Genomic DNA, 13858 nt, shown 5'->3' on the forward strand with positions numbered 1-13858 from the left:
TTCGGTGCCGGGCAACGGTACGCGCCCCCGCCGACAAAGCAGCGCACCGCGATGGCTGAGAGGGACCGCTGCAACCTGCCGGCCCGCGTGCTGGCCGTCTGGTCGGCCGCACGGCGAGCAAGATGGACGTAGGACTCCCGTTCCGTGTTACCCCCGAGCCGGGATGGGAGCCCCCTTTCGTCCGAGCGGCCCTGCGCAACCCTGCCCGGCCCTCCTGCGACCGGGTCACGCACCCAGGGGAGCCTGCTCCGGCATCTGGAGCAGGCTCCCCTGGGTGGCCCCTGGCTGCTGTGGCGGGTTACTTGAACCAGTAGCGGACGCCGTGGTGGCGGGAGCAGGTGCCCTGGGAGTGCCGCGAGTACGACAGCGAGGCGTCCTTGCACTTGGCCGTCTCGTACTTGTTCGCGGGCTTCTTGTTGTGCGTCCAGCCGCACACCCCGGTGGTGTGGTGGACACAGTGGTGAGCGGTGTTGGTCGACGGCAGCGTCGCCGCGGACGCGGCCGGTGCGCTGAACAAGACGCCCGCGACGGCGATGGCCATGGCTGAGGCGGCAAGACGAGCACGCAAAAGGGATCCCCCCCTTGAAGTCGAGCAAATGCAGGGGGACTCTATCCGCCTTTCACTCGCGTATGAGGGCGTTCACGCCCAAGTCATCGTTCGACGCCGAGCGGGTACGAAGTGCGGCTCAGAGCGCGCGACGGGCCTTCTCCCGCCGCACCCATGCGACGCCGGCTGGGCCCGGCCACGGTCCGCGTGCGAGTCGGCTCTCCACAGGCGAGAATCAGCCGACCGTTCAGCCAGGAGCGCCCGAACGTCGAGCAGCGACGGCAGCGATGCCACCACTCTCACCCTCCGGGCCAGCGATTCCCTCTCAGGTGCGCCCGCTCGACCGGTGCACCGCGCCTCGCGCTGTGCCGCCCCCCGGAGCACCCTGGCCCGTCGTGGCGCCCCTGACGGTTCTCCGATCTCGGTCGTCAATCGCGCTCAGAGGGTGGACGTAACCGAGCACGAGGTCTCGCGCAGCACCAACACGTTCCATACGGCGTCACCCCCCTGAGCCCGTGGCTGAAGGGATTGTTCCATGGGCCGCCAGCGTCTCCGCAGGACGGCATTCTGAAACGATCGGTAAGTACGGATCGAAGATCCATCGATCACCGAGCGGACGGGTCTGCCCCTGCCCGTCGGAACCTCAGGGGCGAACCCGCACGACAGCCAGGCACTGATCCCGCTGGTGAAGGGCATACCTCCGGTCCGTTCCCGCCGCGGGCGGCGACGCAGGCCGGACAAGCTCCCCGCAGACAAGGGCTAACTGCCACCTGCACCGATGGCTACGAGGGCGTGGCATCGAGCACCGCATCGCCCGCAAGGGGATCGAGACCTCGCAACGACTCGGCCGCCACCGCTGGACCATCGAGCGAACCATGTCCTGGCTCGCCGGCTGCCGCCGCCTCCACCGCCGCTACGCGCGCAAGGCCGAGCACTTCCTCGCCTTCACGAGCATCTCCTGCACCTTCATCTGCTATCGGCGGCTTGTCTGCTGATGTGGGCCTGCAGCAGTTTCACGGCCAGGTCGTGGCCATAGTGATCGGCCATGTCCAGAGGGGTGCGACCGTCTGGGTCTGCGAGCTCCGGATCAGCCCCAAAGGCCAGCAACACGTCCGTGGTGTGCACAGTCAACGGCTGCCCGCTCTGCATGGAGCAATCACCCTCGGCGTCGATCGCCTGCGTCGGCAGCGTCATGTTGCTGGAGACCTCGTCGGGATCGGAACCAGCGGCCAGCGATCGGGCCCAGGCCTCTGCGTCCTCATGCTCGACTGCTTGATGCGCGGGTGTCCAGTAGTCGCTCACCACAACATTCAACTGTCCCCACAGCGCGCCTGCCAGCGACAATCTATGTCATGAGCCACCAATTGAGATGACTCTAAAGCAACTTCCAGTGGCCCTCGGAGACCACTTCGACGGCGCCATCGGCCACCTTGATGGCAGTCTGCTCGTCAATCGCGTACGCCCGACCCGCGATCCCGGCCGCCCATTGCTCTGCCGCGGCCAGGGTGTTCTCCGGACAATCTGGATGATCCAGGTGCGGGAAGATCGAAAAGTCAACCACGCCCAGCGTGCTGTCGTCGCCGGTGGGCGGCCTCCAGCCCACGAAGTCCTCCCCTATATGGGGGGTCATCACCATGCTCCCGGCGCTGAGTCCCACGTAGACCGTGTCGCGCAGCGACGGCAGGAGTTCCACCAGCCCGGATTCCCGCATCCAGTAGGCCAGGTAGAGCGCGTCGCCTCCATTGACCAGCAGGGCGTCGGCCTCCCGGACCCAGGAGACCCAGCGGGCTTCGTCGATGCTGGGCAGCGCGGTGAGTTCCAGCAAACCCACCGACTTCCACCCCAGCTCGGTCATGGGGCTGGGAGATCGTCCGCTGACGAATCGCCATGGCCCGCCCGGATCGGCACCGGGGCCCCCATACCCCGCGGTGGGGATGCACAGGGCGCTGGACTCGGCGATCGGCTTACCCAGGAGATCGACCAGCGCATCCCGGATGATCGCGTTCTTGATACCGGAGTCGGTGAGGAGAAGCTTCATCATGTCCTTCCCGAGGTGCTGACTTCACGCGTCAACATCCAGCCGTTCGGCAGCGCGTCACGGCTGCCACCATGTCATGGCTGCAACACGAACAGGTGCTAGCGGGTACGGCCCCGAGGACGTCCGCCCGTGCCGCGCCCGGCGTCACCCCGACGCGAAGGACTCCGCCCCGCACATGCGCAGGGCCGGGTCCTGTCGGGGGCCTACGCGTCCCGCAGGGCCGCCGACCGTGCGCACAGGTCGGCGCGGTTGGCGGCTCCCGTCTTACTGATCAGACTCGCGATGTGCTTCTCCGCCGTGCGCGGAGAGATGAACAGCCGGTCGGCGATGTCCTTGTTGCCCGGACGCTCCGCCAGCAGGCGGAACACCTCGAACTCCCGCACCGTCACACCCCGGGCGCGCAGCCGGTCGGGGATGCCGCTGGTGCCGGTGCGGTGCTGGTGCACCGAGGCGCCGAGCCGGCGCAGCCCGGCCCGGCAGGCGCCCGAGACGGCCTGCACGTCCCGTTCGTGGAAGTGGTGCTCCGCCTGCCGCAGCCAGGCCACCGGATCGCCCCAGCCGTCCTGGTGGGCCGCGTCCGCGATCAGCCGCAGTCCGAGGTGCCGGGCCAGCGGGTACGCCTCGGCCACCGCGAGCGCGGAATCCACCGCGGCCGCCGCCCGCCCGCCGTCTCCCTCACGGCCCAGCAGGACGGCGTCGGCCAGGAGCACGAACTGACGGTTCCAGCGCATCCGGGCGACGGCGGTGGCGGTGACCTCCTCGTGCCGGGCCCGGTCCGCGTCCCCGGCGAGCACGTCCAGCAGCAGGACCAGGCCGTGGGTGCCGCTGAGGTGGTAGGTGGAGGGGTTGCCCGCCTCCAGCGCCAGCACCTGCCGCAGCTCCTCGCGGGCCAGGGCGCGGTCCTCCTCCAGCAGGGCGCAGAAGGCCCGGGCGAGTCCGCGGCCCAGGGGTTCTTCCTGCGAACCGGCGCCGTCCCACGCGGCGAAGTCCGCCAGCGCCCGCTCCATCGCCGTCCGGTCGGCGTGATGGGCCGCCAGGACGGCCTGGGACATCAGGACGTACCGCACGGCGGGCGCGAGGCGCAGCCGTCGTACGACGGCCAGGCACTCGTCGGCGGCCGATCGGGCGGCGTCGTAGCGGCCGCTCAGCACCGCGTCCAGCACGAGGATGCCGTCCACGGTGTGCACGATGTTCACGGAGCCGAGCCGCAGCGCCTCCTCGCGGGCCGCGAGCAGACCCGAGGTGTCGCCGTCGGCCAGCCAGTCGTTGCCGCCGAGCCGGGTGGCCGCGTACATGCGCTGCAGGGGCAGGCGGTGGCGCTCCGCCGTGGCCAGGGCCTGCCCGAGCATCGCCGCCGACTCCTCGGGGTCCCGCTCGCGGGCCACCGTCGCGAGGAGTTCCCGGGCCTGGCAGGCGACGACGGGCAGCCCGTGCCGTTCGGCGGCGTCGGCGGCGGACCGGGCCAGCTTCTCCGCGTGCTGGGTGCGGTCGGGGCCCGGAGTGTCGAGGGCCAGGTAGGCGGCCGTGACGTCGACGGCCGCGGCGGCCGACTCGTCCGGCGCGGCCGCCAGCACCTCCCGGGCGCGGTCGATCTGCCGGTTGCCGTCGAGCCAACGGCCCGCCGTGTGGGCGACCTTGGCCAGCCGGGTGTGGAGCGTCGCCAGGCGGACGGGGCTCAGCCCGGAGCCGTCCAGCACGTGCAGGTCCTCGGCCAGGTCGAGGGCGCGGGCGAAGTCACCGGCCTCGGCGAGAGCCGGCAGCAGGTTCTCCAGCACCGTGGCCCGCGCCTGCGGGTCGCCCGCGCCGGCCAGCAGACTCTCGGACCGGCAGAGCAGGGTGACGGCGGAGCCGAGCGCCCCGGCCGCGAGAGCCCGTCCACCGGCCTCCGCGAACAGCAGACCGGCCTCCACCTCGTCGCCGGCCGCGCCGCGCAGCCCGGCCGCCAGCGGGCACCAGTCACCGGGCATGCCGGGGTGCAGCTCCTCGACCGCCTCCGCGCCCCGCCGGGCCAGGTCCGCGCGCCGGCCCGGCGTCATCTGCGTGAACAGGGCCTCCACGGTGAGCGAGTGCCGGAAGGAGTACCAGTCGGGTGCCGGTTCGTCGGGAACCACCAGGCGCGCGGCCACGCCGGCGTGCAGATGGCTCAGCAGGGCCCGGTCGTCGACACCGGTCATGCGCTGCAGAACCGTCAGCGGGAAGCGCCGGCCGAGCACGGCGGCGGCCGACAGCAGGGTCAGACCCTGCGCGCCGAGGCGGTCGATGCGCCGCACGATGCCACGGGCCAGCGAAGAGGAAACGTCACTGCGGAGGTCGCCGACGGCCCGCCAGCCCTCCGGCCCCCGCACCAGGGCACCGGCCCCGATCATCGACTGGAGCAGCTCCTCGACCAGGTACGGGCTTCCCGAACTGTCCTCCCACAGGCGCTCCAGCACCTCGGCGGGCACCCGCTCCGGGGCGTCGGAGCCGAGTTGGGCGGCGATCATCTCGTGGGCCTGAGGCCGGGTCAGCGGCGGCAGTTCCACCAGGGCGGCGGCGCCGCGCCGGCGGGCCGACTGCGCGAGGTCGAGGGCGTCGCTGAAGTCCGTGCGGACCGTGGCGAGCAGGAGGACGGGTGAGCACTCCAGGTTGTCCACCAGGTATTCGAGGACGCCGAGCGTCTCCGGGTCGGCGTCGTGCAGGTCCTCCAGCAGCAGCAACTGGCCCCGCTCGCGCCCGGCGGCGATGAGCAGGCGCAGCACCGCCTCGCCCAGGATCACCATGGAACTGCTGTCCCGTTCCCCGGTGTCCCAGTCCGGGATCAGCCGGCCCAGAACCGGCCGGTAGGGGCCGAGGGCCAGGTCGTCCAGTGGCTCGCCGCCGCGGAACAGCGACATCAGGGCCTCGGTGAGCGGCCGGAACGGTACGGCGGGACCCGTGGTGCTGCCGCGGCCCCGCAGCACCCGCATCCCGGCGCCCAGCGCTCCGCCGACGGCTTCCGCCGCGACCCGGGACTTGCCGACGCCCGCCTCTCCCACCAGGAAGACGACACCGCCGCTGCCCCGGCGCGCATCGGCCAGGGCGCTTTCGAGCAGGGCAAGTTGGGAGTTCCGTCCGACCAGGGTGGGCGTGTGGGAACGCATGAGCGCAGATAGTAATCGGACAGCGCGGCCTGCGGCAGGTGCCGCGTACGCGGAGGTGTTCCGTCACCGTCGAGCCGGCCGTGCCCGGACGGCGGGCGCGGGCCGGCGGGCAGGCGGGCAGACCCTCGCCCTGCCGCCCGCCGGGGCCGGCCCGGTGTCAGTGCGGCACCGAGACAGACGTGTCGATGGTGCTGAGCGTGATCACGACGCCACTGGTGAGCACCATGCCGGCCAGTGCACGGGTCCGGGCGCAGGCCCGGTTGCGGCCCTTGAGCACCATCCCGCCCGCCGCGTCGTGCTCGTCGTCGGCGTGCTCGTCGTCGCAGGCGCCGGTGGCGTCGGTGGTGGCGTCGGTGGCGACCGGGGTGAAGCGCTTGTCCATGAGGGTGATCCCCTTCTGTCGTCCCGTGCGGGAGGGCACGGGGTAGGCGGACGAGGTGCCGTGGTGCGCGGGTGGTACGTCGGTGGCGCGGGGGAGCGGGGGCCTGATCGGTCAGGGGCCGGACTGTGCCAGGAGCAGCACGGACGGCACGGTCCCGGGGGCGGCGAGACGGAGGAGTCCGTAGCCGATGCCGGACAGCCCGGCCAGCAGCCCGGGGGAGGGAACGTGGTCGGGGGTGGCACAACGGTGGCTCTGCGCCTCCACCAGCGCCAGCACCTGCCCCGTACGCCGGGACAGCGCCCGTCCGGCGGCCCTGTCGCCCCGTCCGGCGAGCACGGCCAGGGCCTCCAGAGTGCCGAGCGCACCCCGCCCGAGGCTCAGGCCGGGACACACCTCGGCGCCGGCCAGTGGGGCCGTCAGCGTGCCGGCGGCGTCCACGGGCGCGGCGGCGGCCACCCCGGCGAGCCCCGAGACCCAGGAGGCGTCCGCGGGCACGGTCCGGACCTCGCGGACCGCGGCCCGCAGCAGGGCGTCAGCGGCTCCCGCGTGCGCTGCGGCCCGCTCCGGCCGACGGCCGGCGTAGCGCCGCAGCGCCCAGCCGATCCCGGCCACGCCGTCCGCGAATCCGTGATCGCCGCCGGTGCCCGCCCCGTTCCCGGGCAGGGCGCGGTCCGGTGCGCTCACCGCCGCCAGCAGCAGATCCGCCACGGCGTCCGCCAGCAGCAGCGCATCGGGGGACCCGGTCGCCTCGTGGGCGGCGACGGCGGCGGCCAGCGCTCCGGCCGCGCCACCGGCCAGCCCGGGGTCGGAGCAGGCGGCGACGGCGTGCCGGAGTGAGGTGAGCGCGTCCGGCAGGCAGCCCGTCAGGTCCTCATCGAGCAGCGCGGACAGCCGCACGAGCGCGTGGACGATCCCGGCGAGCCCGTTGTAGGCGCCGGGTCCGGCCGCCGCGCTCAGTTCGGGATCGGCGGCCAGGGCCCTCATCAGGGCGGGCAGCGGACGGACCGCCTCCCGGGCCAGCGTGGCGTACCGCCCGGCTCCGGTCAGCGCGTTCGCCTGGGCCAGGAACAGCGCCACGCCGCAGTACCCCTGGCCCAGTCCGGCGCCCATCGGCAGCACGGCCCAGTGCGGTCCCGACACCTGCTCCAGGCCCAGCCAGTTCGTCCGGCCGCCGCCGCGTATCGCGCGCGCGGCGATCTCGTCGGCGATGCCGCAGGCGGCCGCCAGCAGCCGCGAGGTGTCCGGCACGACCGCCGGGAGCGGGGCGAGGGCGAGTTCGGAGCGCCGCGCCAGGGGCGAAGCGGCCCCCCGTGCCGCCAGCGTGGCCGAGATGACCCACTCCTGGTCGTGGCAGTCGACCTCGTCCATCCGGGCCAGCTTCTCGCCGACCGCGGCCGCACTCGCGACCGGCAGCACTCCCGGGAGCCACGTGCCATCGGCCGTCCGGACCCCTGTACCGGACGGCCGATGCACGAACAGGGGGACGTCACCGCGCCACAGGTCCGCGATCTCGTGCTCGATCAGCCGCCGGCGCGCCTCGTCGTGCTCGGACTCGGTCCACAGCACCGCGAACACGCTCTCCCGGGCGAGGGCGTTGCCGAGCAGCGAAGGGTGGACGGACTCCTCCAGCAGCGTGGTGTACAGGCGGGTGGAACGCGCCACGAGCCGCGCCGGGCTGTCGGCGTGCGCCGCCAGCGGCCCGTCCGGGCCGAGCAGTTCACGACCGTGCGCGGCCAGCGCCGTGTAGCCGGCGCGGAATCCCTCCAGCAGGGCGGCCCGGTGGTCCGCCGCCTCCAGCGGCGCGCCCGCGGGCAGCGGCTGGTTCTGCGCCGCCGGGCTGATCACCGGCCCCCGTACGGCCCGCATCGTGTCCCTGCCGCTGTCCTCCCAGCGCAGGCCCTCGCTCGGGAAGGTGCCGTCGGAGGACCGGCCGAGCGCGGAGATGTCGAGCGCGCCGTGCTCGCCGATCAGCAGGTGGGGCAGCAGGCAGGCGCGGTGCACGGAGGCCTGCAGGGCCTCCGCGGCCGGATCGGCGCCGGCCGTCATGGCCTGCGGCAGGCCGGTGTGCAGCAGGGTCTCGGCGTCCACCAGGACCGGCTGGTCGCCGCAGGCGATGACGTTCTCGTAGTGCATGTCGGCGCCGTCCACCGCGTAGAGCAGGGCCAGCAGCGCGCCCTGGCGGCGGTAGAAGGCGTCGGTCTCGGTGACCGACCGGCACCAGCGGTGCTCCACGAACTCGAGCCAGCCGTATCCCGGCCGGAGCACACTGCGCGGCGTGCGCAGCGCCAGGCCGGGCACCTTGGCTCCGAGCCAGGCCACCAGGTCGTCGAGCAGGGCGTGCTGGCCGAGCGGCCGGGGCTTGTACACGAGCCGGCCGCCGGTGGCGAAGCGCAGGACGGCGACTGCCCGGTTGCCCTGGTGGGCGTCCCCCAGACCGAGGTCCACCCCGGCCAGCGCACCGGGTCCGCGCCCGTCGAGCGGCCCGGCGGGCAGGTCCTCCCGGTCGGCCTGGAACCGGTTCACCAGCTCGACCGCCGCGTCCGCCGCGTCGAGCGCGGTCCGCGCGAGCATCCGGGCCAGCACCGGGTAGGCCGCGAAGAGCGCGACCAGCCCCGGCCGGCTGCCGGTGGCGGCGACGAACGAGGCGAACCGCTCGCGCGGGTCCGCTCCGGGGAGCCGTCCGGCGCGCCGGGCCAGGGACAGCTCGTGCACCAGGGTCCGGGCGGCCTGCCGGACGAGCTGCTCGGTCAGCCGGCGCTCGAACGCGTTCCGCCACACGGACCGTTCTGCGGCTGGCACGTCCGCCGTGCGGCGCGCGAGCCGGTCCGACACCGGGGTGACCAGCGGCCGTACGACGGTCGCGAAGACCTCGGGACCCGTGCCGTGCGCGGTCAGCTCGTCCAGACCCTCGGGGGCGGCGGCCAGCGCCGCCTCGGCGTAGGCGGCCCAGTCGGGCTTGGCCGCGCGGGCGGCGAGGGCCTCGGCGGACTCCGCGGCGAGGGCCGCCGCGGCCGCCCCGTCCACCGCGAGGTGGGCCAGCCGCAGGGCGAAACCGCCACCGTCCCCGGCGTCCCAGGGAGCGCGCCCGGCGGCCGAACCGGCGGACGGCGCAGGGCGGCCGGGCGCGGCGAGCCGTTCCGCGAGGGTCAGTGCCGGGGCCCACCAGGCGAGCGGCAGGCCGGAGCTCCCGGGAGTCGGGAGGCCGGTGCGGGGAGTCGGGAGGCTGGCGGTCTCAGTCACGGGAACGAAGCTGCCAGACCCCCGCGGCCCCCGCATGGGGGTGTGGCCCCCATATTTTCGGGCGCCCGCCCCACCCTTGGGGGGCGGGCGAGGCGCTCACGCCCCACGGCCCGGAGAACCGCGGGTCGGCGTGGTCGGCCCCGGGGCGGCGTGCCGGGGATCGGGCGGTGCCGGCGGAACGGTCTTCCCGGCCCTCGCGCCCGCCGGCGCGGCGCGCCTCCTCCCGAGCGGTGCCCCCCGGCGTACCGCGTCAGAGCCGGGACGCGGGCAGCAACCGCGGCTCGATCCGTTCCTCCACCGTCCCGGCGCCGGAGCGGCCGACCACATAGGCGCCCTTGCCGGGCAGTTCCGCCACGGCCTCGACCAGTTCGGTGCCCCGGTAGACCAGGCCCACCCCGTCATCGGTGCAGTGAGCCGTGCGGAAGGCGCCCTCGGCGACCAGCCGGTGGATCAGCGGGCGCCGGCCCGGATCGGAGTCGTAGTGCACGCCGTTGCCGTACGGCAGCAGGCCCAGCGCGTCCGTGACCGGACGCAGCCCGGGTCCGAAGGAGTCCGTCGCACCGCCCTCGAACCAGCAGATCGAACCCGCGCTGACCCCGGCGAGCACCACACCCGCCAGCCACGCGCGCCGCATGATCACGTCCAGGCCGTGCACCCGCCACACGGCGAGCAGGTTGGCCACCGAACCGCCCATCACCCACACCACGTCGTGGGCCAGGACGGTGGCCTCGACGTCCTCGACGTTCGGCATGGGGAACAGATACAGGGGAGTGAGGTCGTAGCCCGCCGCCCGGGCCGCCTCCGCCACGCGCGCCGTCACGTGCTCGGCGTCACCGGTTGCCGTGCCGACGTACAGGATGCGGGGACGCCTGCCGTGCGCACCGGAGAGGTCGACGGCGTGGTGGAGCAGGCCGTCGAAGAGCAACCGGGTGCGCGTGCCGGCACGGTGTCCGCCGGACGTGGCGAGGACGGTCGGTTCCGGAGCGGTCACGCGCTTGATCGTAGCGCGCCGAACTCGGCCCGGCGGGTGCGGAGTTCGGGAAGGGGCGCACCTGCGGGCGGGCCGCCCGCGGCCGGGTGGGCCGGCACCGGGTCATCGGCGGCGGCCGGGGCCGGGACGTCATCGCGGTGCTGCCCCGTCTCCGGCGCCGGGCGGGGCGGAGGGCCCCCACGACGACGAGGGCGCCCGCTCCGTACGCCGATCCGCCGGGTCCGCGGGATGGCCGCGGAGGTCCAGCATGCAGAAGACCTTGTCGTAGCGGCGCTCGCCGACGGCGACGAATCTCGGCAGGCGGCCGTACTCGGTGAAACCCAGCGACTGGTAGAGGCGCAGGGCCTCGGTGTTGTCGCCGCGAACGTCCAGAGTGAGGACCTCGACGCCCGCCGCCCGGGCGTCGTTGATCAGGCCGGTGGTCAGCGCCCGGCCCACCCCGCGACCGTGGACCGCAGCGGCCACCGCGAGCTTCTCCAGATCGGCGTGCGGCCGGTGGGTCGGCCGGGCGTAGCGCGTCCAGTGCCCCAACCCGACGAGCCGGCGGTCGAGGTAGGCGGCACGCAGCGCCGCGTCCCCGGTCCGGGCCGCCGAGACGACGTCGCGGAGGAGCCCCGCCACCTCGTCCCGTGCGGGCGGCTCCACCCATCCCAGGGCGGCACCCGCAGCGACCAGATCCGCCAGGATCCGGTGGGCCGACTCCGCGAGCCGGGCTTCCAGCTCGGGATCGGAGGTCAGTTCGAGGGTATCGAGGACGACGGGCTCGGTGGTCATGGCCCTGATCATGGCCGATCCCGGGTCCGGCGCCCACCCGGCCGGACCCGGGCAGCCCGGCGGGGGCCACTGCCGCCGGCCTGACCGTCCCGGGCTTCAGGAGAACTTCTGCGCCCCGCGGGCCCGCCCCTTCCCGGAGTGCCGCATTCCGGTACGCGGGAGCAAGTGGAAGGCTTGGCCCATGGCCTTTCGACCGTGGCGGGACCTCCGTCGTTCCTGGTGGCCGGGTCCCGTACCCGCGCTGATGGTGGTCCCCCTGGGACTGATCGTCACGGTCTGCGTGGTGGATGTGCTGGCGCCGCCGCACATCCACCTCGGCCCGTTGCTGGTGGCCGCACCGGCGATCACGGTGGCGTTCGCCGGCGCCCGTGTGACGGCGCTGATGGGGGCGCTCGCGGTGGTGGCCCAGGTGCTGATCGGTGTGCTGAGAGGGGTGCTGGGCACCGCGAACATCCAGGCGCAGATCATCGCTCTGATCGTCGTCTCCGTCGTCTGTGTCAGCCTCTGCGTGGTGCGGGACCGGCGTGAGCACCAGCTCCACCAGGCGCGGTCCGTCGCCGAGGCGGCGCAGAGCGTGCTGCTGCAGCCGCTGCCCGCCCGCACCGGCCCGCTGCGGATCGCCGGCCTGTACATCCCCGCGGAGGAGGAAGCCGACCTGGGCGGGGACCTGTACGCCGCCGCACGGACCGACCACCACAGCACCCGGCTGCTCATCGGCGACGTGCGCGGCAACGGGCTCGCCGCGATCAACAACGCCGCCCTGCTGCTCGGCGCGTTCCGCGCCGCCGCCCACCGGCAGGCCACCCTGTCTCGCCTCGCCATCCACCTGGACGCCGCGTTCCGCTGGGACACCAGCCAGTGGCGGCCACGGGAAGAGCGTGACACCGACGAGGACTTCGCGACCGCGATCCTGCTCGACATCCCCGACCACGACCCGGTCGTCCACCTCATCAGCTGCGGCCACCCCCCGCCGCTGCTCCTGCGCGGGACCCGCGTCACCCCGCTCATGCCCGACGTGGCCCACCTGCCGATCGGTTTCGGCGGACCGTTCGGCGTCGCCTCGTACGACGTCCAGACGTTCCCGTTCCAGGTCGGCGACCTGCTGCTCCTCTACACGGACGGCGTCATCGAAGCGCGCGACGGCACCGGACACTTCTACCCGTTCACCGAACGGGCGCCCGAATGGATCGACGACGATCCCGGCGAACTGCTGCGCGGTCTGCGCGGCGACCTGCTGGCCCACGTCCACGGACACCTCGACGACGACGCGGCCGTGGTCGCGATCCGCCGCCTGGCGGTCTGACTCCCGGACGGCGCACGAGCAGCCGCCCCCGCCCGGCCTCCGTCCCCGCCCGGCCGTTGCCGAGCGACCCACGTCGTACATGAGCCGTTCACCGTCCGGGCCGCGCGGCGTAACCGGGCCCTCCCCGGGGATCGCAAGGGTTGCCTCTCCCGTTGCCGAAACCCTGTCAGGAGTACACGCCCCCGATGGACAGCCCCACGCCGAGACCCGCCGGGACCCGCGTCACCGCAGGTCCCTCCGACCGCGCCGGTGCCACCGGGGAGAGTCCGGCCCGCGACCCCTGGTGGGACAACACCCGGTTCGTGTCCGCCTCGCTGATCGTGGTCCTGCACACCATGGGCAGCATCATGGACCGCCACGGGCCGCTGCACGCCTTCCACGTCGCCGCCTGGGCCTTCCGGGTCCCCGTGTTCGTGGTGCTGGCCGGGGTGTTCAGCAGCGCCGGGCCGCTCGGCGCGCGCCATCTGCGCACCCTGCTGCGCAGCATCGTGCTCCCCGCGCTCCTGTTCAGCCTGCTGTTCTCGGTGGAGTCGTACGCCCTCGGATCGCCCTTCGCCCTGCACATCACCCAGCTTCCGTGGACCCTGTGGTTCCTGATGTCGCTGTTCTTCTGGAGGCTGCTGCTGCCGCTGGTGGCTCAACTGCGCCACCCCCTGGTGGTGACCACGGCCGTGGCACTCGCCGTCGGGTACGTGGAGGAGTTCGGCCTCCAGTTCTCGGCCAGCCGGACCCTGGTGTACATGCCGCTGTTCCACTTCGGCTGGCGGCTCGGGCAAGGCGGGTTCGGCAAGTGGTTCGAGAGCCGGTGGAGCCTCCCCGCGGCGGCGGCCGGAGTGCTCGCCTCCGGACTCGTGGCCTGGCGGTGGCACCGGGACATCCAGGGCACCTGGCTGTCGATGCGCCATGCCTACCGGGCCGACACCGCGCTCGGTATGGAGGGCGCCTGGCTGATCCGCCTGGCGGTCCTGGCCTCGGCGGCGGCGCTGGTGCTGTGTCTGCTGCGGCTGGTGCCGAAGCGGCGGCTGCCGCTGATCTCCGCCCTGGGCGCGGGTGGCTTCACCGTCTACCTGCTGCATCCGCTCGTCATCCTGCCGCTGCGGGAGAAGGGCCTGATCGAGCGGGCCGACACCACGCCCGAGCTGATCGTCCTGCTGCTGGGCGCCGTCCTGCTCACGGGACTCCTCGCCTCGGCGCCCGTCCGCCGCCTGGCCCAGCCGTTGACCCAGCCCCCGGTGGGCTGGCTGCTGGCCCCGGCCCCGGCGGCCGCCCCCGCCCGCACGCCGGAGCGGGTGCCGGAGACGGTGCGTCCGCCGCGACACGGCGACAGGTCCCAGGGAGCCGGTGTCTCCTGACCTGCCCCCACCGGCCCGCCGCGGGAGGGCGAGCCGCGCCCGGGCAGTCCGCCACCGAGGCGGGGTGGATGCCGGGACCCGCCCGGCGGTGGGGGCCGAGAGGGGCGGGGCC

Annotated in this window: 10 protein-coding genes and 1 pseudogene; 3 read left to right on the forward strand and 8 right to left on the reverse strand. The window is 73.9% G+C overall.

The window, feature by feature from the left end; genetic code table 11:
* Positions 1 to 298 precede the first annotated feature (298 nt).
* The gene (locus MXD57_RS22820) at positions 299 to 541 is read right to left on the reverse strand and encodes a DUF3761 domain-containing protein (protein WP_250403624.1); all 243 of its coding nucleotides are present in this window, start codon (positions 539 to 541) and stop codon (positions 299 to 301) included.
* Between the two features lie 584 nt (positions 542 to 1125).
* On the opposite strand from MXD57_RS22820, the pseudogene MXD57_RS22825 reads away from it, so the two are divergent.
* Positions 1126 to 1542: pseudogene (locus MXD57_RS22825) on the forward strand (transposase); the annotation flags it as partial.
* Here MXD57_RS22825 and MXD57_RS22830 read toward each other — a convergent pair.
* The 7 genes from MXD57_RS22830 to MXD57_RS22860 all read right to left on the reverse strand — a co-directional run bounded on the left by MXD57_RS22830 (position 1514) and on the right by MXD57_RS22860 (position 11103).
* Positions 1514 to 1849, reverse strand: coding sequence for an ankyrin repeat domain-containing protein (locus MXD57_RS22830; protein WP_250403625.1), 336 nt, complete (start codon positions 1847 to 1849; stop codon positions 1514 to 1516). The pseudogene MXD57_RS22825 and the gene MXD57_RS22830 sit on opposite strands and share 29 nt — an antisense overlap.
* Before the next feature lie 73 nt (positions 1850 to 1922).
* On the reverse strand, positions 1923 to 2585 hold the full coding sequence (locus MXD57_RS22835; RefSeq protein ID WP_250403674.1) for a Type 1 glutamine amidotransferase-like domain-containing protein: 663 nt from the start codon (positions 2583 to 2585) through the stop codon (positions 1923 to 1925).
* Positions 2586 to 2788: 203 nt separating this feature from the next.
* Positions 2789 to 5704: a helix-turn-helix transcriptional regulator gene (locus MXD57_RS22840; RefSeq protein WP_250403626.1), complete on the reverse strand. Its 2916-nt coding sequence runs from the start codon at positions 5702 to 5704 to the stop codon at positions 2789 to 2791.
* Positions 5705 to 5861: 157 nt separating this feature from the next.
* Positions 5862 to 6086 (reverse strand): hypothetical protein, encoded by a 225-nt coding sequence (locus MXD57_RS22845; RefSeq protein WP_250403627.1) that lies wholly within the window; start codon positions 6084 to 6086, stop codon positions 5862 to 5864.
* A gap of 111 nt (positions 6087 to 6197) precedes the next feature.
* A complete protein-coding gene (locus MXD57_RS22850) occupies positions 6198 to 9326 on the reverse strand; it encodes a type 2 lanthipeptide synthetase LanM family protein (RefSeq protein WP_250403628.1) in 3129 nt (1042 codons plus the stop codon).
* 250 nt (positions 9327 to 9576) lie between these two features.
* On the reverse strand, positions 9577 to 10317 hold the full coding sequence (locus MXD57_RS22855) for a Type 1 glutamine amidotransferase-like domain-containing protein (RefSeq protein WP_250403629.1): 741 nt from the start codon (positions 10315 to 10317) through the stop codon (positions 9577 to 9579).
* A gap of 129 nt (positions 10318 to 10446) precedes the next feature.
* Positions 10447 to 11103, reverse strand: coding sequence for a GNAT family N-acetyltransferase (locus MXD57_RS22860; RefSeq protein WP_374114741.1), 657 nt, complete (start codon positions 11101 to 11103; stop codon positions 10447 to 10449).
* A gap of 169 nt (positions 11104 to 11272) precedes the next feature.
* Here MXD57_RS22860 and MXD57_RS22865 point away from each other — a divergent pair, with 169 nt between their 5' ends.
* Together MXD57_RS22865 and MXD57_RS22870 are read left to right on the forward strand one after the other, a co-directional pair.
* Entirely contained in the window at positions 11273 to 12394 is a 1122-nt protein-coding gene (locus MXD57_RS22865; protein WP_250403631.1) for a PP2C family protein-serine/threonine phosphatase, read from the forward strand.
* Between the two features lie 185 nt (positions 12395 to 12579).
* Entirely contained in the window at positions 12580 to 13746 is a 1167-nt protein-coding gene (locus tag MXD57_RS22870; RefSeq protein ID WP_250403632.1) for an acyltransferase family protein, read from the forward strand.
* Positions 13747 to 13858 lie beyond the last annotated feature (112 nt).

Source organism: Streptomyces cellostaticus (assembly GCF_023630175.1).
In the GTDB taxonomy this organism is placed as follows: Bacteria; Actinomycetota; Actinomycetes; order Streptomycetales; family Streptomycetaceae; genus Streptomyces; species Streptomyces cellostaticus_A.

Coding starts and splice junctions, on each gene's coding strand:
- MXD57_RS22840 (WP_250403626.1), bottom strand. CDS start 5,704: ATGCGTTCCCACACGCCCACCCTGGTCGGACGGAACTCCCAACTTGCC.
- MXD57_RS22860 (WP_374114741.1), bottom strand. CDS start 11,103: ATGATCAGGGCCATGACCACCGAGCCCGTCGTCCTCGATACCCTCGAA.
- MXD57_RS22835 (WP_250403674.1), bottom strand. CDS start 2,585: ATGAAGCTTCTCCTCACCGACTCCGGTATCAAGAACGCGATCATCCGG.
- MXD57_RS22820 (WP_250403624.1), bottom strand. CDS start 541: ATGGCCATCGCCGTCGCGGGCGTCTTGTTCAGCGCACCGGCCGCGTCC.
- MXD57_RS22865 (WP_250403631.1), top strand. CDS start 11,273: ATGGCCTTTCGACCGTGGCGGGACCTCCGTCGTTCCTGGTGGCCGGGT.
- MXD57_RS22845 (WP_250403627.1), bottom strand. CDS start 6,086: ATGGACAAGCGCTTCACCCCGGTCGCCACCGACGCCACCACCGACGCC.
- MXD57_RS22870 (WP_250403632.1), top strand. CDS start 12,580: ATGGACAGCCCCACGCCGAGACCCGCCGGGACCCGCGTCACCGCAGGT.